At 73.4% G+C, this 19,592-nt stretch carries 18 protein-coding genes; 11 read left to right on the top strand and 7 right to left on the bottom strand.

The window, feature by feature from the left end; all coding sequences use genetic code 11:
• Positions 1-81: 81 nt before the first annotated feature.
• Positions 82-462, top strand: coding sequence for an Rv2175c family DNA-binding protein (locus tag B118_RS0105080; protein WP_018223228.1), 381 nt, complete (start codon positions 82-84; stop codon positions 460-462).
• 46 nt (positions 463-508) lie between these two features.
• On the opposite strand, the gene B118_RS0105075 is transcribed toward B118_RS0105080, so the two are convergent.
• Entirely contained in the window at positions 509-1,591 is a 1,083-nt protein-coding gene (locus B118_RS0105075) for a polyprenyl synthetase family protein (RefSeq protein ID WP_018810874.1), read from the bottom strand.
• Between the two features lie 181 nt (positions 1,592-1,772).
• Here B118_RS0105075 and metF point away from each other — a divergent pair, with 181 nt between their 5' ends.
• Both metF and B118_RS0105065 read left to right on the top strand, forming a co-directional pair.
• A complete protein-coding gene (gene metF / locus B118_RS0105070; protein WP_018223230.1) occupies positions 1,773-2,690 on the top strand; it encodes a methylenetetrahydrofolate reductase [NAD(P)H] in 918 nt (305 codons plus the stop codon).
• A gap of 44 nt (positions 2,691-2,734) precedes the next feature.
• Positions 2,735-3,424, top strand: coding sequence for a CDP-alcohol phosphatidyltransferase family protein (locus tag B118_RS0105065; protein WP_026185796.1), 690 nt, complete (start codon positions 2,735-2,737; stop codon positions 3,422-3,424).
• Positions 3,425-3,551: 127 nt separating this feature from the next.
• Here B118_RS0105065 and B118_RS0105060 read toward each other — a convergent pair whose 3' ends face one another.
• Genes B118_RS0105060 through B118_RS0105035 form a run of 6 tightly spaced genes read right to left on the bottom strand, consistent with a single transcriptional unit; the run spans position 3,552 to position 8,923 of the window.
• Complete coding sequence (locus B118_RS0105060; RefSeq protein ID WP_018810876.1) at positions 3,552-5,039, bottom strand: phytoene desaturase family protein; 1,488 nt, start codon at positions 5,037-5,039, stop codon at positions 3,552-3,554.
• A gap of 9 nt (positions 5,040-5,048) precedes the next feature.
• Positions 5,049-6,176, bottom strand: coding sequence for a glycosyltransferase family 2 protein (locus tag B118_RS0105055; RefSeq protein WP_018810877.1), 1,128 nt, complete (start codon positions 6,174-6,176; stop codon positions 5,049-5,051).
• 52 nt (positions 6,177-6,228) lie between these two features.
• On the bottom strand, positions 6,229-7,107 hold the full coding sequence (locus B118_RS0105050) for a carotenoid biosynthesis protein (protein ID WP_018223234.1): 879 nt from the start codon (positions 7,105-7,107) through the stop codon (positions 6,229-6,231).
• Positions 7,104-7,673 (bottom strand): GNAT family N-acetyltransferase, encoded by a 570-nt coding sequence (locus B118_RS0105045; protein WP_018223235.1) that lies wholly within the window; start codon positions 7,671-7,673, stop codon positions 7,104-7,106. The genes B118_RS0105050 and B118_RS0105045 overlap by 4 nt, the downstream gene beginning before the upstream one ends.
• On the bottom strand, positions 7,670-8,428 hold the full coding sequence (locus B118_RS0105040) for a monooxygenase (RefSeq protein WP_018223236.1): 759 nt from the start codon (positions 8,426-8,428) through the stop codon (positions 7,670-7,672). Before B118_RS0105040 ends, B118_RS0105045 begins: the two co-directional genes overlap by 4 nt.
• 6 nt (positions 8,429-8,434) lie before the next feature.
• Positions 8,435-8,923: a YbaK/EbsC family protein gene (locus B118_RS0105035; RefSeq protein WP_018223237.1), complete on the bottom strand. Its 489-nt coding sequence runs from the start codon at positions 8,921-8,923 to the stop codon at positions 8,435-8,437.
• A gap of 550 nt (positions 8,924-9,473) precedes the next feature.
• Here B118_RS0105035 and B118_RS0105030 point away from each other — a divergent pair.
• The 8 genes from B118_RS0105030 (at position 9,474) to B118_RS0104995 (ending at position 19,509) form a co-directional block, all read left to right on the top strand.
• A complete protein-coding gene (locus B118_RS0105030) occupies positions 9,474-9,923 on the top strand; it encodes an SAV_6107 family HEPN domain-containing protein (protein WP_018223239.1) in 450 nt (149 codons plus the stop codon).
• Positions 9,924-10,048: 125 nt separating this feature from the next.
• Positions 10,049-10,831 (top strand): hypothetical protein, encoded by a 783-nt coding sequence (locus tag B118_RS0105025; protein ID WP_018223240.1) that lies wholly within the window; start codon positions 10,049-10,051, stop codon positions 10,829-10,831.
• Complete coding sequence (locus B118_RS0105020) at positions 10,828-12,414, top strand: DNA polymerase Y family protein (protein ID WP_018810880.1); 1,587 nt, start codon at positions 10,828-10,830, stop codon at positions 12,412-12,414. Before B118_RS0105025 ends, B118_RS0105020 begins: the two co-directional genes overlap by 4 nt.
• Positions 12,415-12,468: 54 nt before the next feature.
• Positions 12,469-15,843, top strand: coding sequence for an error-prone DNA polymerase (locus tag B118_RS0105015; RefSeq protein ID WP_028192456.1), 3,375 nt, complete (start codon positions 12,469-12,471; stop codon positions 15,841-15,843).
• A 98-nt stretch (positions 15,844-15,941) separates the two neighbouring features.
• Entirely contained in the window at positions 15,942-16,121 is a 180-nt protein-coding gene (locus B118_RS0105010) for a hypothetical protein (RefSeq protein ID WP_018223243.1), read from the top strand.
• Between the two features lie 61 nt (positions 16,122-16,182).
• Complete coding sequence (locus B118_RS0105005; RefSeq protein WP_018223244.1) at positions 16,183-16,953, top strand: methyltransferase domain-containing protein; 771 nt, start codon at positions 16,183-16,185, stop codon at positions 16,951-16,953.
• Positions 16,950-18,188: an alkaline phosphatase family protein gene (locus tag B118_RS0105000; RefSeq protein ID WP_028192455.1), complete on the top strand. Its 1,239-nt coding sequence runs from the start codon at positions 16,950-16,952 to the stop codon at positions 18,186-18,188. The genes B118_RS0105005 and B118_RS0105000 overlap by 4 nt, the downstream gene beginning before the upstream one ends.
• 61 nt (positions 18,189-18,249) lie before the next feature.
• Entirely contained in the window at positions 18,250-19,509 is a 1,260-nt protein-coding gene (locus B118_RS0104995; RefSeq protein ID WP_018223246.1) for a DNA polymerase IV, read from the top strand.
• Positions 19,510-19,592: the final 83 nt, after the last annotated feature.

Genomic DNA, 19,592 nt, shown 5'->3' with positions numbered 1-19,592 from the left:
CTCCGGTCGGTGCCCGGCGGCCCAGGTCCGGGGCCGTGGGGGCGCTCGCCCGATGTCGGGGCGGCGTGGCAGGGTGGTTGGGTGACCGACTCCGTACCCGCTGGCGAGCCCGCCGTGAGCCCTGCCGCCGAACCGACCGCGTGGCTGACCCTGCCGGCTGTCGCCGAGCGCCTCGACCTGACGATCAGCAAGGTCCACCAGATGATCCGGGACCGGGAGCTGATCGCGGTCCGCCGAGACGGTGCCCGTCGGGTGCCGGCGGACCTGGTGGCGACCCGAGGGGTGCTCAAGCATCTACCCGGGGTGTTGAACCTCCTCGCCGACGCCGGCTACGACGATGAAGAGATCCTGCGCTGGCTCTATCAGCCCGATGACACCCTGGCCGGCGGCACCGCCGCCGTGGCGCTGGCCGGCGACCAGGCCCGCGAGGTCAAACGTCGCGCCCAAGCCCTCGGTTTCTGACCTCGGCGTTCCCCGCCCGGTCCGGTCAAGGTCCGGATGGGCGGGGTCAGGCAGGGCGGCGAGTGGCGGCGATGGCGAGGTCGGCCAGGGCCTGGTGCGCCTCGGTATCGAGATCAACGGTGGACAGTGCGGCGAGCGCGGTGTCGGTGAGCTCCTGGATCCGCTGCTCGGCGCGGCCGAGCGCGCCGCTGGCTCCGATCAGCTCCCGCAGCCGGGCCACCCCGGCGTCGTCGAGGTCGGCGTCGCCCAGGCCGTCGAGCAACACCTCCCGGTCGGCGGGGCCGACCACCTCCAACGCCGCCGCCACCAGGTAGGTGCGCTTTCCCTCGCGGAGGTCGTCACCGGCTGGTTTACCGGTCTGCGCCGGGTCACCAAAGATCCCCAGCACATCGTCGCGCAGCTGGAAGGCCTCACCCAGTGGCAGCCCGTACGCCGAGTACGCCGCGTGGACCTCGGGGGTGGCGTCGGCCAGTGCGGCGCCGAGTAGCAACGGGCGTTCGACGGTGTACTTCGCCGACTTGTAGCGGGCGACCTTCCCGGCCCGCTCGACCGACGTGTCCCCGGTGGCCTGGGCCAGTACGTCGAGGTACTGGCCCACGGTGACCTCGGTCCGCATCTGGTCGAAGACCGGCCGTGCCCGGGCGACGGTGCGCGGGTCCAGTCCGGCGGAGTGCAGCAGCTCGTCCGACCAGACCAGGCACAGATCGCCCAGGAGAATGGCCGCCGCGTCACCGAAGCCGTCCGCGTCTCCGTCCCAGTTCGCCGACCGGTGCCGGGCGGCGAACCGCAGGTGCACCGCCGGCTCCCCTCGCCGGGTGTCCGAGCGATCGATCAGATCGTCGTGAATCAAGGCGCTGGCCTGCACGAACTCCAAAGCGGCCAAGGCGGTCGCCACCTGTTCGGTGTCGATTCCACCGGCGCCCCGGTAGCCCCAGTAGGCGAAGGCGGGCCGTAGCCGCTTGCCGCCGCCGAGGACGAATGCCTCGACCGCGTCGGCCAACGGGGCGAGAGAGGCATCAACCTCGGTCATCCAGGCACGTCGGGTCACCAGGAAGTCGGCCAGTGCCTTGTTGACGCGTTGCCGAAGCCCGGCACGGTCCACCGGGGAGACAGGAGCAGCGTAGGTCACGCCCTGACGCTAGCCGGTCGCGACGGCCGGCTACCCACCGGCGGCCTGTCGACGCGCCGGGCCCGGTCGTGCGGTGTCGACTGTGCCATGTTGCGGGGTGTCGGCCGTGCCGTACCCCTTGTCATCGTTTGCGACGGGGGAAGGTCTAGGGATCGCGGCCCCACGCCGCTAGAGTCATGGCGTGGCGCTTGGTCTTCCATCGGTTCTCCCCAATCCGCAGCCGGCGATCGGGGAGCTGATCCGCGACCGCCGGCCGACCTTCTCCTTCGAGTTCATGCCCCCGAAGACAGCGCAGGGCGAGCGGCTGCTCTGGCAGGCCATCCGGGAGCTGGAGTCGCTGCGCCCGTCGTTCGTCTCGATCACCTACGGCGCCGGTGGCTCGACTCGGGACACGACCGTGGCGGTTACCGAACGGGTCGCTACCGAGACCACGCTGCTGCCGATGGCGCACCTGACCGCAGTCAACCACTCGGTGGCCGAGCTGCGGCACGTGATCGGGCGGTTGGCCGCTGCGGGCGTGCGTAACGTGCTCGCCGTGCGCGGCGACCCGCCCGGCGACCCCACCGGCGAGTGGATCCCACACCCGGATGGCGTGGACTACGCGGAGGACCTGGTCCGCCTGGTCCGTGATGCGGGTGACTTCAGCGTTGGCGTTGCCGCCTTCCCGTACAAGCACCCCCGCTCGCCCGACATCGACTCCGACACGGCGTACTTCGTCCGCAAGTGCCGGGCCGGAGCCGATTTTGCGATCACTCAGATGTTCTTCGACGCGGACGAGTACCTTCGGCTGCGGGACCGGGTGGTAGCGACGGGCTGTGACACGCCGATCATCCCGGGCGTGATGCCGGTGACGAAGGTCAGCACCATCGAGCGGTCGGAGCAGCTCTCCGGCGCGCCCTTCCCGCCGGCTCTGGCCGCACGCTTCGAGCGGGTCGCGGACGACCCGGAGGCAGTCCGCCAGCTCGGGGTCGAGCAGGCCAGCGAGATGTGCCAGCGGCTGCTGGACGAGGGTGTTCCCGGTATCCACTTCATCACCTTCAACCGGTCCACCGCGACCCGGGAGATCTGGCGGAATCTGCGGGTCAGTACCCCCGGGTGAGCAGACGCGCCACGACACCGCGCGATCGGTGCGACGGTTGATCCGTGGTGGGCAGACAGCTGAACTGGGACCAGTACGCCACAGCCTGGGCGCGACTGCACGGTGGGTTCGATCCGCGCGCCGCGGCCCCGCCCGTCCGGGCCTGGCTGCGCCTCGCGTACCACGGGGGCTACGTGCTGGGTCGGCTACGGGTCACCCCGACCGCGGTGACCGTCGCCGGGGTGCTGCTCTGCCTCGGTGTGCCGCTGGTCGCGATACGCCCCCAGGACGGGCCCTTTCTCGGTGCGTTGCTGGTGCTGCTCGCCTCGGTGGCGGACAGTCTCGACGGCGCGGTCGCGGTGGCGAGCAACCGCACCACCCGGCTCGGGTACGTCTACGACTCGGTGGCCGACCGGCTCGGTGAGGCGGCCTGGCTGGTCGCGTTCTGGCTGCTCGGCGCGCCGGGCGCGCTGGTGGTCGCCGGTGGTGCCCTCTCCTGGCTGCACGAGTACGTGCGGGCCCGGGCGACCTCCGCCGGAATGCGAGAGATCGGTGCGGTGACCGTGGGGGAGCGGCCGACCCGGGTCGTGGTGGCCCTCGTCGGCCTGCTGCTGGCCGGGCTGGCCGGGCTGATCGCGCCGGACCTGACCGCGGGCACCAGCACCATGGCGAGCGCGGTCTGGGCGTTGCTGGCCGGCTTCGGCCTCGGACAGCTACTGGCCGCGGTCCGGGGCGCGCTGATCAACGCCAGTTGACGCTCGCGCCCCACCGGAGGCGCGCCGGCGAAGCCCGGGACCGTGGGTGGGCGGCGGCGAAGCCGAGAGAGCCCGCGGGTGGTCGGGAGAGCCCGCGCGGTAGGCGTCGGCGGACCGGCCCGGTCCGCTACCAGGCGGGGCCGATGGAGTCGGCGACGATCTGGGCGGAGAGGGCGACCATCGGCAGCCCGCCGCCCGGGTGGCAGGAGCCACCGACCAGCCACAGCCCACGGACCGGCCCCCGGTTGGGCGGGCGGAGCAGGCCGCCCGTGGTGCCGTAGATCGCCCCGCCCGGTGTACCCGTCGCACTGCCCAGATCGGCCGGCGTACGAATCTCCCGGAACAGCAACCGGTCCCGTACGTCCACCCCCCGCGCGGCCAACACGGCCAGGATCCGGTCCGCGTACGCCTCGGCGAGGCCGGGGCGTCGCCAGTCGACAGCACCGGCGGCGGTACCCTGCCGAGCGGCGTTGACCAGCACGAACCACGCCTCGTGCCCAGCCGGGCGGACCGTTTCGTCGGCGGCCACGGTGACGAAGACCGCCGGGTCCGGGGCCGGGCGCGCCCGAACCCCCCGCCCGGGCGCCCCGAAGACCGCGTCGAACTCGCTGTCGTAGGCGTCGGGGAAGAAGACGTTGTGATGGGCCAGCCCAGAGTCCCCGCGTACGCCGAGCAGCAGCACGAAGCCGGCGAGGCTGCGGTCGGTCAGCGTGGCCAGCCGTCGTGGGGTGGGTAGCAGGTCCCGGTAGAGGGTGAGCGCGTCAACGTTGGCCACCACCACATCGGCCGGCACGGGGGCGCTGGTGCCGGCGAGGCGTACGCCGTGCACCCGTCCGCCCGCCGCGTCGATCCGGGTGACCCGGACGCCGGTCCGTACCATCACCCCGAGTTCCAGGCAGCGGGTCAGCAGGGCGTCGGCGAGGGTGCCCAGGCCACCGCGGAGGTACCAGCCGCCGAAGGCCAGCTCGGCGTACGGGACGGCGACGAGGGCCGCCGGTGCCCGGCGCGGGTCAGTTCCGGCGTACGTCGCGTACCGGTCGAGCAGCATCCGGAGCCGGGGGTCGGACAGGTGGGCACGGCCCAGTCCGCGGAGCGTCCGGCCGGGCCCGATAGCGGCCAGGTCACCCAGCCGCCAGGCCAGCATCGCCAGGTCCCGGGGCGAGTCGACCCGGCGGCGCAGGACATCGCGTTCCGAGGCCGTCCAGACCCGCTCGGCACGCCGCCAGAGGCGCCGCCACTGGGCGGCGGCCCGCTCACCGAAGGCCGCGCCGACGCGGGCGGCGAACTCGTCGGAGTCGGCGCACGAATCGAGAGTTGGTCCACCCTGGGGGAAGACGTGTCGCACGATCGGGTCGAGCGGGACCAGGTCCAGGTATTCGTCGAGCTTCGCCCCGGTCGCCTCGAACAGGTCGTGGAACACCTGGGGCAGGGTCAGCAGGCTGGGCCCGGTGTCGAAGTGGAAGGGGCCGGCGGGTGTGTCGGATACGTACCGGCCGAGCTTGCCGCCCACCGTGTCACCCTGCTCCAGGAGGGTGACACGGTGTCCGGTGGTGGCCAGCCGGGCGGCGGTGGCCAGGCCACCCACCCCGGCGCCGACGATCACGATCCGCGCCATGGGTGCCTCCTAGCCGACCGGACGGCCCCGCCAGCTCAGGCGCCGTCGCCTCCGCAGATGGTACGACCGCAGGGTCAGCCAACCGAGGACCGCTACCGACGCGGGGTGCCCCAACGCGTCCGGCCACCACCGGCCGCCGGTCGCCCGGGCGCTGACCACCCGCCCGGCGACCCCGAGCAGGTAGGCCCCAGCGGCGACGGCGGCCGTCCCCGGTGCACCGCCGATCAGCGCGGCCACGACGACCAGCGCCGGGGCGGTGTAGAGCAGTAGCAGCAGCGCGACCGCCGTGGCTGCCGCCGAGGGACGACCGAACGAGGCCCACAGCGACTTCGAGTAGCCGTCGCGTAGCTGTGGCCAGTCGTCGTACATCCGACAGGTGGCCAGCCGTGAGCCGTCGGCGAGGGCGATCTGGCCGCCGGACCGCTTGACCGCCCGGGCCAACTCGACATCCTCCAGAACCCGGTCGTTCACCGCCGCGTGTCCACCGGCGGTGGTGTATCCGGCCCGGTCCACGACCAGGAACTGTCCACCGGCCGCGGCCAGGGACGGCCGGGCCGACCGCTCCATCGCGGGCAGCGGCAGGAACGTCAGCCACAACCACTGCAACAGCGGCTGAACCAGCCGGTCGGCCACCGTCGTGACCAGGATCCGGGGGTACGGCGACAGCAGCGTCACCCGCGCGGCCCGTAGCTCGCCGACCGCCGCGGCCACGGCGTGGGGGGCGAGCACCACGTCGGCGTCGACGAAGACCAGCACGGTGGCGGCCGGGTCGGCCCGGGCGGCGAGCTGCCAGCAGGCGTGCGGTTTGCCCAGCCAACCCGGAGGTGGAGCGCCGCCGTCGAGCAGGGTGACCCGAGGGTCGTCGCCGACGACCGTGCGGACGACCTCGCGGGTGCCGTCGGTTGACCCGTCGTCGAGTACCACGATCTGTAGCTGCGGCACACCGCGCTGGGCCAGCAGCGCGCGCAGGCATGGGGTGACCCGGGCGGCCTCGTCGCGCAGCGGCAGCAGCACCGCCACCGGTTCGGTCACCCTCGCCGGCGTCCCTACCGGACGGCGCAGCCAACGGCCCGCATTGACCAGGGTGTGTGTGGTCAGCGTGGCCACGCCGGCCAGGATCGCCAGCAACAGGATCATGCCGGCGCCCCACCTCGGTGGGGGCCGGCGGTGCGACGCCGGGCCGGATCGCTCATACCGACGTGCCGGCGCGACGCTGTCGTCCCGGCGGTGCTGTCCGGCCGCGTCGAGGCAGCAGCGTCGGCCGGATGCGTCGGGGCAGCAGCGTCACCGCCAGCGGCACCGCGGTCAGCGCCATGACCGCTGCGCCCCACCCGGCTGAGGCGGGCAGGCCGAGGAAGACGGCGTGGGCCAGCACGCTGGAGCCGTACGTCCACAGATAGAGCGCGAGCATCGGAGCGTCGCGGCTGTCGGTGGTGGCCACGGCGGTGCCGGCCAGTGGCCGCAGGGCGGCCATCACCAGCACCGCGAAGAGCAGCCAGCCCAGGTAGTTGCTGATGGGGATGCCGGGCAGGCCGGGCAGCGCGGGGGTGGCGTTCCGCCAGACCCAGTGCCCCTCGGCGACCATCTGCGGGTCGAGGAAGAGATCCCAGGCGGCCAGTCCGACCGCTGCCAGCGCGATTCGGCGGACAGCCGGCCCGGTGCCCCCGGTCGGCCCACCACCGGTGAGGCGGACCGCGGTCAGCCAGGCGGGCCAGGCCATCCAGGTCCAGGCGAGGGGGATGATCAGCGGTACTCCGGCCAGCTTCGGCCCGAGCTGCTCCGCGTAGTCGTAGCTGCCGAACGGGAACCCGGTGGCCACGCCGAGCGCCTCGATGGCGAAGCCGCCGCCGGTGACCACGGCGAGCAACGCCGCCGCCGTCCGAGGACCCCGGCTGAGCAGCGCGTGGCCGACCGAGAGCAGGTAGCCGAGCAGGACGGTGGCGACGGTCAGCCGGGCCCGGGTCTGCCCCGTGGTCAGGGGGTAGCAGATCTGCGCTAGTACCAGCACGGCCAACAGCGCCCAGACGGTCCGGAGGGCCTGCCCTGGCAGGGCGGCGGGCCGGGTCATGTGGGGGCCCTCCCGGAGGCGGCGGGTGGCGGGAGCGGCAGGTCCCGGCCGAGTACCCCGAACAGACGTTCGTCACCGGGGAAGCGGAAGTCGCGCAGGACGTCAACGAAGCCGAAGCGTCGGTACAGTCGCCAGGCCCGGGAGTGCTGCTCGTCCGCCTCCGGGGTGGACAACAGGGTGGTGCTCCCCTCTGCTATCCCGAGCAGGGCGCGCAGCTGGCTGGCGCCCAGCCCGTGCCCCTGCGCGGGTGGTCGGACGTGCAGCTCGACCACCTCGAAGCAGCTGGCCAGCCAGCGGCGGCGGGTGGCCGGGTCCAGCATCCGCCCCACCTGGTCGTGCCACCACTGGCCGGGCTTCCCGTGGTATCCGTAGCCGAATCCGGCCAGGTGGCCTTCGGAGGTGAGGCTGGCGACGGCGCGGAAGCCGGGGCGGCGGACGTGGGAGGCGATGTAGCCGCGCCGCGCCCTGAGTAGGTCGGCGCGGTACCCCATCGCCTCGCCGTAGACGGCCACCACGTCGTCCAGCCGCCGAACGAGGTCGTCCGGTGTCCACCGCACCAGCCTCATGCCGTTCCCACCTTCGTTCCGCCGTCCGTGGTCCAGCCCAGCACCGTCCGGTCACCGACCACGTCGCGTACCTCGAACCGGGCGAAGAGCTCCTCCGCGTACCACCCCGCGGTGGGGGTTCGCCTGATCGCGGCACGATGCTCGGGGTGACGGTACGCGAATGCGACCAGCTCCGCCGGGGTGCGCCACACGCTGACCGTGCCCTGCCAGCCCAGCGGCGCCTCGCCGACGCCGAAGCGGGCGAGCAGGCCGGGTGCGGTGTGCAGCGCGCGGGCCACCGGGGGTACCGCCTGCCAGAAGGTGACCGCCCGGGCGGGGCGGAGCCGGGCCCGGGTCAGTGCCAGCACCGGGCCGTTGGATCGCCCGCCTGGCGGGTCGCCGAACGGCTGCCGGCCGGACCACTCGCCCCGGCTGGTGAGCGGGCGTAGGTCGATCCGGACGGCGGCGCGGGCGATGCGTGCCCAGGCCCGTCCCACCGGGGAGCCGGCGAAGCCGGTGGCCGCGGCGGGGGAGTCCCACACGGTCAGCGCCGCCCACCGGGTCAGGTCCGCGTCGCGTGGACCGAAGCCGGTGCCGGTCCCGGTGCCGAGCAGTTTGGCGAAGCGGACGCCGGGCAGCGCGCGGAGCCGGCGCGGGTCGGCTGCCATCCGGGCCAGCGCCCGGGGCAGCCCGGCTCGGCTGGTCCGCCACACATGCAGGGTGACCAACTCGGGGACCGGCGCCCGGCGGTTGACCGGGCGTGGCTCGTTCGACAAGCCCGCTCACGCCACCTCGGCCGGTGTGCCGCCGGTCACCCGCAGCAGCTCCGGATAGGTGGTGGGGAAGACCGCGCGGGGTACGCCGCCAGCGGCCCAGATCTCGTCGTACTTGTCGAGGGTGGTGTCCACCAGGGTGCGTAGCGGCTGGGGGTGGCCGACCGGGGCGACTCCACCGATGACCTGTCCGGTGTGTTCGCGGACGAACTCCGGCGTGGCCCGCCGGAGTCGGGGGACGCCGATCGCCGCGGCGAGGCCGACGGTGTCCACCCGGTGCGCTCCGGAGGTCAGCACGAGCAGTGGCCCGTCGGCTGTCTCGAAGACCAGGGAGTTGGCGATCTGCCCGATCTCGACTTCGAGGGCGGCGGCGGCCGCCGCGGCGGTGTGGACGGCGTCGGGCAACAGGCGAACCAGGCTGGGTGCGCCAGCGCCGTCGAGTGCGCCAGCGCCGTCCAGCGCCTCCTGTGTCGCTCGTACTTTCGGGTGTGGGTGCATCCGGCCATTCTTCCCGGTGCGCCCCGGGCGCCTTCGTTGACCACGCCAGCGGTGGTGGCCGGTGGGTGGCGAGCCCGAGGTGGCGGCCACGGCGGTCCGGCCGCCAGGTTGACTGCGGTGGTACGGCGGCCGGCGACCCGTCCGACGTGCGGCGATGTGTGGCACACGTTGTGTTTTTGTCGACCGGAGGGTGTACTGTCAGCAGTAGTTAGAACGGGTGTTCGATACCGAGGTTTGCTTCGCATGCTCGTTCTGACCTCCGGAGTGGTGTTTCGCGGCGCTGCTCCGGGCGGGTGCGGCGCCGCGGGTCGCGCCCAGGGCCGTGGGCGGTCGCGAGCCCCGGTCCGTCAGGCGGGAGCGTCGCCCGCCGCCCTCGACCCCCGGGTGGCGGGCGACGAACCTGCTGGTCATGCCGGCCGGGTGTGGTGTGGGGAAGCGTCCACGCCCGGCCGGCCCCGCCGGTGCGTCTTCCTCCGCACCACTCGACCCGGCGGTCCGCCGGCGGATCAGGTCCGTCGGGTGGCGCCTTGGCCCCTGGAGGAGACAGCGCATGCCGATCAACCCAGCTCCAGTGCCGACGGTGCCGGCTCACGTGCTGCCGCAGCGCACCCCTGTCCAGCTCCTCGCGGTGGCCCGTTGCGGGCTCGTCGAAGCTGCCCGCACTGGCCCCGACGGTCTCCGCTACGCGGCGGCCCACCTGGCGGCTCTGCGGGCCGCCGCGGCGCTGCTCGCCGTCCATGCTCGCCCCGTGCCGACTCGGCGTAGCCGGGTTACCAGTGTCTGGGTCCTGCTCTCCGGTGTCGCCCCCGAGCTCGACGAGTGGGCCCGGTTCTTTGCCCTGGCCGCCAGTAAGCGCGCCGCTGCCGAGGCTGGCATCCCGCGGGTCGTCACCGCCCGGGAGGCCGACGACCTGCTGCGTGCCGCCGAGGAGTTCGTGCTGGTGGTGGAGGCCGCGTTGGGTGTGGCGCAGGCGCCGCCCCCGGAGGGCCGGGCGGCCTGAGTCGCGGCGCCACCGAGGGTGCTGGTAGTAGCAGAGATTCTTCTAATAAGTCCGTTTTGTGAGTTCTTGAGCTATTTGTAATGCGCTGGTCCATCAGTACAACAGCACGACAGGGGGTAGGGCCGATGGCGGGCCGCATGGTGGTCGGTTCCGCCGCGTTGGCGGGTCTGGTGCGTCCGGCGAGTGCGCCGGACCCGATCGGGGGGCAGCGGGTGCTGCCGGTCGCCCCCGAGCTGACCGGCCTGCTGCCCAACCGGGGGCTACGCCGCGGCAGCACGATTTCGGTCGCCGCTGGCCAGCTCCGGCACAGCGGCGCCACCTCCCTGGCCCTGGCGCTGCTCGCCGAGGCGTCCCGGGCCGGCTCGTGGTGCGCCGTGGTCGGGGTGCCGACCCTCGGGGCGGTCGCCGCCGCCGAGCTCGGGATCGCCCTGGACCGGCTCGCCCTCGTGCCGCATCCAGGACCCGAGTGGGCCACCGTCGTCGCCACGCTGATCGACGGGGTGGACGTCGTGGTCGCCGCCGTCCCGGCCACAGTGTCCGCGTCGGTCGCCAGTCGACTGGCGGCGCGGGCCCGGCAGCGGGGCAGCGTCCTCGTCCCGTACGGACGGTGGGACGGCGCCGACCTGACCCTTCAGGTGACCCGGGGAGTCTGGCAGGGAGTCGGTGTCGGCCGGGGCCGGCTGCGGCGGCGGGAGGTCACCGTGGCGGCGCGGGGGCGGGGCGCCGCCACCCGTCCCCGGGAGGTGACGATCTGGCTGCCCGGTGCTGGTTCGACCCGGGTGGTTCCGGATTCGACCGGCGGCACCCGGGCGGCTTCGCCCACGGGGCGTTCCGGCGCCGGGCGACTCCGGGCGGTGCCACCGGCCACCGACGCGCCCGGGCCGCTCACCCTGGCTGGTTCGGCATGACCGGGCTCCGCACGATGGTGCTCTGGTGCCCGGACTGGCCGGTGGTCGCCGCTGAGCTGGTGGAGGGGGTGCCCAGCACCGACCCGGTCGCGGTACTGCACGCCAACCGGGTGGTCGTCTGCTCCGAGCCGGCCCGGGCCGAGGGAGTGCGCCGAGGACTACGGCGGCGGGAGGCACAGAGCCGCTGCCCCCGACTCACCGTCGTCGCCCACGATCCCGCCCGGGACGCCCGAGCGTTCGAGCCGGTGGTGGCCGCAGTCGAGGAGTTGGTGGCCGGGGTGGCGGTGGTCCGCCCCGGAATGTGCGCGGTACCGGCCCGGGGCCCGGCCCGCCACCTCGGCGGTGAGGAGGTGGCGGCGGAGCGAATCATCGAGCACGTCGCCCAGGCCTGTGCGGTGGAGAGCCAGGTCGGCATCGCTGACGGGGAGTTCGCCGCCGGGCTGGCCGCCCGCAGTGGCCGGGTGGTCCCCCCGGGTGGGACGCCCCGGTTCCTCGCCGACCAGCCGGTCGAGGCGCTCGGTCGACCGGCCCTGGCCGACCTGCTGCGTCGGCTCGGTATCTGCGCCCTCGGCGACTTCGCCGCGCTGCCCCCCGGCGACGTGCTGGCCCGATTCGGCGCCGACGGTGCGCTGGCCCACCGGCTGGCCATGGGCCGGGACCACCGCCCGCTCGCGGTTCGGCGGCCCCCGGTGGACCTGACGGTCACCGCGGACCAGGACGAACCGCTCGACCGGGTTGACGCGGCGGCCTTCGTCGGCCGCGCGCTGGCTGAGCGGCTGCACGACCGCCTCGCCGCGTACGGGCTGGCCTGCACCCGTCTCGGTATTGAGGCGGTGACCGCGCACGGTCAGGAACTGCATCGAACCTGGCGGCACGACGGTCTGCTCACCGCCGCTGCCATCGCCGACCGGACGCGGTGGCAGCTCGACGGGTGGCTCTCCGGTGGCCGGTCGGGTGCCGCCCCGGTGCGACCCACCGCCGGCATCGTCCGGCTACGGCTGGTGCCCGACGGGGTGGTCGCGCTGGGGGCCCTCCAGCCCGGCCTGTGGGGGGAGGCCGGGGAGGAGCGGGATCGGGCGCATCGGGCGTTGAGCCGGATCCAGGGTCTCCTTGGCCCCGAGGCGGTGGTCACCGCGGTACTCGGCGGTGGGCGCTCCCCGGCCGACCAGGTGCGCCTGGTGCCGTGGGGCGATGAACGCCGGTCGGCCCGCCCCGGGTCCCCCACGCCGGGGTGGTTGCCGGACCGGCCGGGGGAGCCGCCGTGGCCGGGCCGGTTGCCACCGCCGGCGCCGGCGGTGGTGCTTCCCGAGCCGCTGGCCGCCACCGTGCGGGACGCCGTTGAGGAGCCCGTCGTGGTCAGCGCACGGTTGGCGGTGAGTGCGGCACCGGCGTGGCTCACCATCGGGGCCGGCCGGCCAGTGGCGATCACCGGATGGGCCGGTCCATGGCCGGTTGACGAGCGGTGGTGGGAGCCGGCGACGGCCCGGCGGCGGGCCCGGTTCCAGGTCTGCCTCGCCGACGGTGCCGCCCTGCTACTCGCGGTCGAGGGAGGCCGGTGGCTGGTGGAGGCGAGCTATGACTGATCTCTGTGGCGCCGGCGGCCCACCGATGAGCCTCTGCGGCGCTGGCGGGCGCCGATGAGCTTCCACAACCCGGATCTGCCGTGGTCGGAGCTGGAGCGGGTGCTCAGCGGTGAATCCACTCGGGGGCAACGTCGTACCCGCGATCGCGAGCGGCATCTGCACGTGGTGGACCCGCTGACGGTGGAGGCCGACGGCGGCGATGCTCCCGCGCGGGCCGGCAGGCGTCCGTACCATCCGCCGCCCGCGACAGCCCGCCCGGACGATGTGGTGCCGTACGCCGAGCTGCACACGCACACCAACTTCAGCTTCCTCGACGGTGCCAGCCACCCGGAGGAGTTGGCCGAGGAGGCCGCCCGGCTGGGGCTCACCGCGCTCGCGGTGACCGACCATGATGGCTTCTACGGCGTGGTGCGCTTCGCCGAGGCGGCGCGTGCCCTGCACCTGCCGACGGTCTTCGGCGCGGAGCTCTCCCTCGACCTACCGGGACCGCCCGGTGGCGAGCCGGACCCGCTCGGGCGGCACCTGTTGCTGCTCGCCCACGGCCACGAGGGGTATGCCCGGCTGGCCGCCACCATTTCCCGGGCCCAGCTACGCGGTGGCGAGAAGGGCCGTCCGGTCTACGGGGAGTTGGCGGAGGTCGCGGCCGAGTTGCGGGATCACGTGCTGGTGCTCACCGGCTGCCGCAAGGGCCACGTACCGGCCGCGCTGCTCACCGAGGGAGTTGACGCGGCGGCCCGGGAACTGGATCGGCTGACCGCGCTGTTCGGCACGGAGATGGTCGCGGTGGAGTTGACCGACCACGGCCACCCGATTGACGCTGACCGCAACGACGCCCTCGCCGAGCTGGCGGAGGCCGCCGGGTTACCGACAGTGGCCACCAACAACGTGCACTACGCCACTCCGGGGCGACGTCGGCTGGCCACCACCCTCGCCGCGGTCCGAGCCCGCCGTAGCCTGGACGAGATCGACGGCTGGCTACCTGCTGCCGGCACCGCTCACCTGCGTAGCGGCGCCGAGATGGCGGCCCGGTTCGCCGCCTATCCGGGGGCGGTGGCCCGAGCCGCCGGCTTCGGCGCGGAACTCGCCTTCGACCTACAGCTCGTCGCCCCGGCGCTACCGGCGTATCCGGTGGGTTCTGGGCACACCGAGATGAGCTGGCTGCGTCATCTCACGGCACGGGGGGCACGCGAGCGCTACGGCCCGCCGGAGGCGCACCCCGAGGCGTACGCGCAGCTTGAACATGAGCTGAACATGATCGAGGAGCTGGGCTTTCCCGGCTACTTCCTGGTGGTCTACGACATCGTCACGTTCTGCCGTGAGCAGGGCATCTACTGTCAGGGCCGAGGGTCGGCGGCGAACTCGGCGGTCTGCTACGCGTTACGGATCACCAACGTTGACGCGGTCCGCCACCGGCTGCTCTTCGAGCGCTTTCTCGCTCCGGAGCGGGACGGGCCACCGGACATTGACGTGGACATCGAGTCCTCCCGTCGAGAGGAGGTGATCCAACACGTCTACGCCCGGTACGGGCGGGAGCACACCGCTCAGGTGGCCAATGTCATCTCGTACCGGCCCCGGTCGGCGGTGCGGGACGTGGCGAAGGCGTTCGGGTTCTCCCCCGGCCAGCAGGATGCCTGGAGTAAACAGATAGATCGGTGGAGTTCGGTCGCCGCGGTTGATGTCGAGGGCATCCCCGAGCCGGTGGTGGCGTACGCCGACGCGGTGCAGACCTTTCCCCGGCACCTGGGCATCCACTCCGGCGGCATGGTGATCTGCGACCGGCCGGTGATCGAGGTGTGTCCGGTGGAGTGGGGGCGGATGCCCGGCCGGAGTGTGCTCCAGTGGGACAAGGACGACTGCGCCGCCGTCGGTTTGGTCAAGTTCGACCTGCTCGGCCTCGGCATGCTCGCCGCATTGCACCATGGTTACGACCTGATCGGGGCGCGGCTCGAGCTGGGCGACATGTCCCTGGACGACGCCGAGGTCTACGACATGCTCTGTCGGGCCGACGCGGTCGGGGTGTTCCAGGTGGAGAGCCGCGCCCAGATGGCCACCCTGCCCCGGCTCAAGCCCCGCTGCTTCTACGACCTGGTGGTGGAGGTGGCGCTGATCCGGCCGGGCCCGATCCAGGGCGGCTCAGTGCATCCGTACATCCGGCGTAAGAACGGCCAGGAGCCGGTCACCTTCCCGCATCCGCTGATGCGCAACGCGCTGGAGAAGACGTTGGGCGTGCCGCTGTTCCAGGAGCAGCTCATGCAACTCGCCATCGACCTGGCCGGCTTCGACGCGGCCGAGGCGGACCAACTGCGCCGGGCGATGGGGGCCAAGCGGTCGGCGGAGCGGATGGCCCGGATCGCCGATCGGCTCTACGCCGGGATGGCCGAGCGGGGCATCACCGGTGAGCTGGCCGACGATGTCTACCGCAAGCTCACCGCGTTCGCCAGCTACGGCTTCCCGGAGAGCCACGCGATGAGCTTCGCCTACCTGGTCTATGCCAGCTCCTGGCTCAAGCGGTACCACCCGGCACCGTTCCTGGCCGCGCTGCTCAACGCCCAACCGATGGGGTTCTACTCGCCGCAGACCCTGGTGGATGACGCCCGTCGGCACGGGGTGGAGGTCCGCCGGCCGGATGTCAATGCCAGCGGTGCCGGGGCGGTCCTGGAGTCCACCCCGAACACCCGGTGGGGAAGCCAGCCGGGGGAGCCGCCGCACGAGTGGGGGCTGGGTGGTCCGGCGGTCCGGCTCGGGCTGGGCAGCGTGCGTACGCTCGGTGTGGAGGTGGCCGAGCGGATCGAGACCGAGCGGGCAGCGCATGGGCCGTATCAGGATATGTCGGACCTGGCCCGGCGGGCGGGTCTGACCGCCACGCAGCTGGAGGCGCTCGCCACCGCAGATGCCTTCGCGTGTTTCGGCGTGACCAGACGGCAGGCGCTCTGGAGCGCCGGGGCAGCGGCCCAGGAGCATCCTGACCGCCTGCCCGGTACCGTGCCCGGCACGGTCGCGCCGACGTTGCCCGGGATGGCGGCGGTCGATCGTCTCGTCGCGGATGTCTGGGCGACCGGGCTGTCGCCGGAGAGCCATCCGGCCCGGTTCGTCCGGGACCAGCTCGACGCTCTGGGGGCGGTGCCGATCGCCCGGCTCGCGCTGGTGGAGCCGGGTCGGCGGATTCGGGTTGGCGGGATCGTCACCCACCGGCAGCGTCCGGCGACCGCGGGTGGGGTCACCTTCCTCAACCTGGAGGACGAGACGGGGATGCTCAATGTCACCTGTTCCCCCGGGTTGTGGCAGCGCTATCGGCAGGTGGCGAAGAACAGCGGGGGGCTGGTGGTCCGGGGCCTCCTCCACCGACACGAGGGGGTGATCAATCTCACCGCTGACCGACTGGACCCGATTGAACTCCAGGTTCGGCAGCCCGCCCGCGATTTCCGATGATCGTCAAGTGATTCGGGTTACGGTTTTTGGCTTCGGGCGGCGGAAGACTCCTGCCCGCGCTGGCAACGTGGCTCGCGCGGTAGCGAGGGGACGAACCGATGACGGGGAATCGCGCCTACAACGGTGGGGTGGCCAACACGAGCCGGACCCGGCTCGGGGCCGGGTGGGTGCCCACCCATCACGCCGAGGCCCGGGAGTACGAGATCACCGAGGGACCGGTGGCGAACTCGGTGCGTTCGCGACACGAGGAGGAAGCCGTCACCGGCGGCGAGTCCTGACCGTCCCGGGGCCTGACCGTCCCGGGGCCTGACCGGCCAGCCGTTCCGGACGGGACTGGACGTGGTGACTAGGCTGGTCGAGGTGGAGCAGACCCGAGGGCGGCTCACTGGCCCGCCGCTGACCCCGCGTACCGCTGTCATCTGGTCGGTGCTGCGCGCCGAGCTTGACCGCCGTGCCGGCACTGACCTGACCGTACTCGACGTGGGTGGCGGCACCGGCGGCTTCGCGGTCCCGCTGGCCCTGGCTGGGCACCAGGTGACTGTCGTGGACGCCAACCCCGACGCGCTCGCCGCGCTGACCCGCCGCGCCGCTGAGGCCGGGGTTGCCGACCGGGTGCATGCGGTGCAGGGCGACGGGGACGCGCTCGCCGGGCTCGTGGAGCCGGCCAGCGTGGATTTGGTGCTCTGCCATGCCGTTCTGGAGGTGGTTGACGATCCGGCGGCGGTGGTCGCCGCACTGGCCGGTGCGCTGCGCCCCGGCGGGGCCGCGAGCGCCCTGGTCGCCGGGCGGGCCGCCGCCGTGCTCGGTCGGGCCATGACCGGCCAGCTGGAGGTCGCCGCACTCCTCGCCGCCGATACCTCCGGAGCCGCCGGTCCCCGGGACCCGCTGCGGCGGCGTTTCGCCGCCGATGAGGCGGCCGCGCTGCTCACGGCCGCAGGTCTGGCGGTCGAGGAGATCCACGGCGTACGCGTCCTCACCGACCTGCTGCCCGCCGCGGTCGCCGATGGCCAGCCCGCCGCCCTGCTGGAGCTGGAGTTGGCGCTCGCCGCCCAACCGCCCTGGCGGGACCTCGCCGCCCAGTTACACCTGTTCGCCCGTCGGCAGGCATGACCGGCCCGCCGGAGCACACCCGCCGGCCTGGCGTCCCGTCGCCGTGGGCCGCGGCCGGTTCGCCGGTCGGGGCTGACTCCGGGGCGAGCGATCCGTACGGGATCCTCGCCCCCCAGTACGGCGTGGCGAGCCTCGCGGACATCCTGCCCGCCGCGCTCGCGGCGCTGGGAGTGCCCGGCGCGACCGACGTGCTCGGCCTGACTGCTGTGCTCGAAGGCGTGCGCCGGATCGCCGTGCTGTTGGTGGATGGGCTCGGCTGGCATCAGATCCCCACCGCCACGCCGTACGCACCGACTCTGGCTGGGCTGACCGCAACCGTCGGCCGGCCGCTCACCTCCGGCTTTCCGTCCACCACTCCGACCAGCCTGGTGACCCTCGGCACGGGCACTGCCCCCGGTGCGCACGGCGTGCTCGGGTTCACCCTGCGGGTCCCCGGCACCGACCGAGTGCTCAACCACCTTGACTGGGCCGGCGACCCGGAGCCGCTGCGCTGGCAACCCGTCCCCACCCAGCTGGAACGGGCCCAGGCCGCCGGGGTCCGGGTGACGGTGGTGAGCCGGCCCGAGTTCGGCGGGAGCGGCCTCACCCTGGCGGCCAATCGGGGTGGCGACTACCGGGGCGCGGCGGACGCTGACGAACTGGGTCGGGAGATGTTGGCCGCGCTGGCGGCGGGGTCCGGGCCCACCCTGGTCTCTGGTTACCACCCCGACCTCGATCGGCGCGGCCATCTCAGCGGGGTCGATTCGGCGCCGTGGCGCGCCGCCGCGGCCGATGTCGACCGACTGCTGGCTCGTCTCGTGGAGGGGCTGCCGCCGGACGCGGCGTTGCTGGTTACCGCCGACCACGGTCAGCTCGACATTCCCCCTGAGCGCCGGTTCGACCTGGATGCCGACCCGCGCCTGCGCGCCGGCGTGACGGTGGTGGCCGGCGAGCCCCGAGTGCGCTACCTGCACGTGCGGCCCGGTGCCCAGGACGACGTGGTGGCCACCTGGTCGGCCGTGCTCGGTGCCGCCGCCCGGGTCACCACCCGGGCGGAGCTGGTGGCGGCGGGCTGGTTCGGCCCGGTGCCCGAGGAGCACCTGGGCCGAATCGGGGACGTGGTGGTGCTCTGCAACGGCGACCACGCCGTGCTGGCCACCCGCTCCGAGCCGCCGATGGCGAGTCGGCTGGTGGCGTACCACGGTTCGGACACCGCGGCGGAGATGATGATCCCACTGTTGGTGGTCCGGGGCTGAGCTGCGGTTTCGCTGCCGCGTCGCTGGCCGGGGCAGGGATAACCGCACTAGCCTTCCGGGTATGGGCCGCAGCCAGTCGTTGCCGCGTGGCGGCGACCCACGTTTCGGGCCGGACGCCGACGACTCCGGCTGCCGGGTCCTGCACGTCGACATGGACGCGTTCTTCGCCGCTGTCGAGGTGTGCCGCCGGCCGGAGCTGCGCGGCCGGCCGCTCGTGGTCGGCGGGCTGGGACCGCGGGGGGTGGTCAGCTCGGCGAGCTACCCGGCCCGACGGTACGGGGTTCGCAGCGCGATGCCGACCGCGCGGGCCCGGGCGCTCTGCCCGCACGCGGTCTTCTTGCCGCCCGACTTCACCGCCTACACGACCGCCTCGCGCCGGGTGATGCAGATCTTCCGGGAGGTCACACCGCTGGTCGAGCCCCTCTCCCTGGACGAGGCCTTCCTCGACGTGGCCGGCGCCCAGCGGCTGTTCGGCCCGCCGTCGGCGATCGCCCGGCTGATTCGCGAGCGGGTGGCGACCGAGGTGGGGATCACCTGCTCGGTCGGGGTGGCGTCGAGCAAGTTCGTCGCGAAGCTTGGCTCGACGCGGGCCAAGCCGGACGGGCTGCTGGTGGTTCCGACCGCACGGGTGCTTGAGTTTCTGCATCCGTTGCCGGTGGAGGCGCTCTGGGGGGTTGGGGAGCGGTCGGCCGAGACGCTGCGTCGGCTCGGCCTGGTCACCGTCGGTGAGCTGGCGCAGGCGCCGGACGGGATGCTCCGTCGGGCGCTCGGTGCCGCCGCGGCCCGGCACCTGCACGAGCTGGCGTGGGGGCGGGACCCGCGGCGGGTCACCCCGGAGCGGGGGGAGAAGTCGGTCGGTGCGGAGGTGACGTTCGACGTTGACGTGACCGATCGGCGGGAGATCCGTCGGGCTCTGCTCGGCCTCGCCGAGAAGGTCGGTGCCCGGCTGCGCCGCGGTGGCCAGGTGGGGCGGACGGTGACGTTGAAGGTGCGGTTGGCCGATTTTCGGACGGTCAGCCGCTCCCGCAGCCTCGATGTTCCGACCGATGTCGGCCGGGAGATGTTCGACACCGCCTGGGCGCTCTACACCCTCCTGGACCCCGGGGAACCGATCCGGCTGGTCGGCGTCCGGGCTGAGCAGATCGTGCCCGTCCGGGACGCACCCCGGCAACTCGCCCTTGGTGAGCCCGCTCGGGGGTGGCGGGAGGCTGAACGCGCCGTTGACGCCGCCGCTGCCCGTTTCGGGCGTTCCGTCATCGGTCCAGCCAGCCTGTTGCGCCCCCGTGACCAGCAGCTGAGGGAAAATCAGCGCCGGCCATAGGTCGTCCCGCTTTCCGACGCGCGAGGGCCCTCGTAGACTTGTGGGTAAGCAGCTGGTTGGCTGCCACGGTCTGTCGGCCGCCC

It is taken from the genome of Salinispora pacifica CNR114, assembly GCF_000514775.1.
GTDB classification, from domain to species: Bacteria; Actinomycetota; Actinomycetes; order Mycobacteriales; family Micromonosporaceae; genus Micromonospora; species Micromonospora pacifica.
This window is presented reverse-complemented; position numbering and strand designations above follow the sequence as displayed.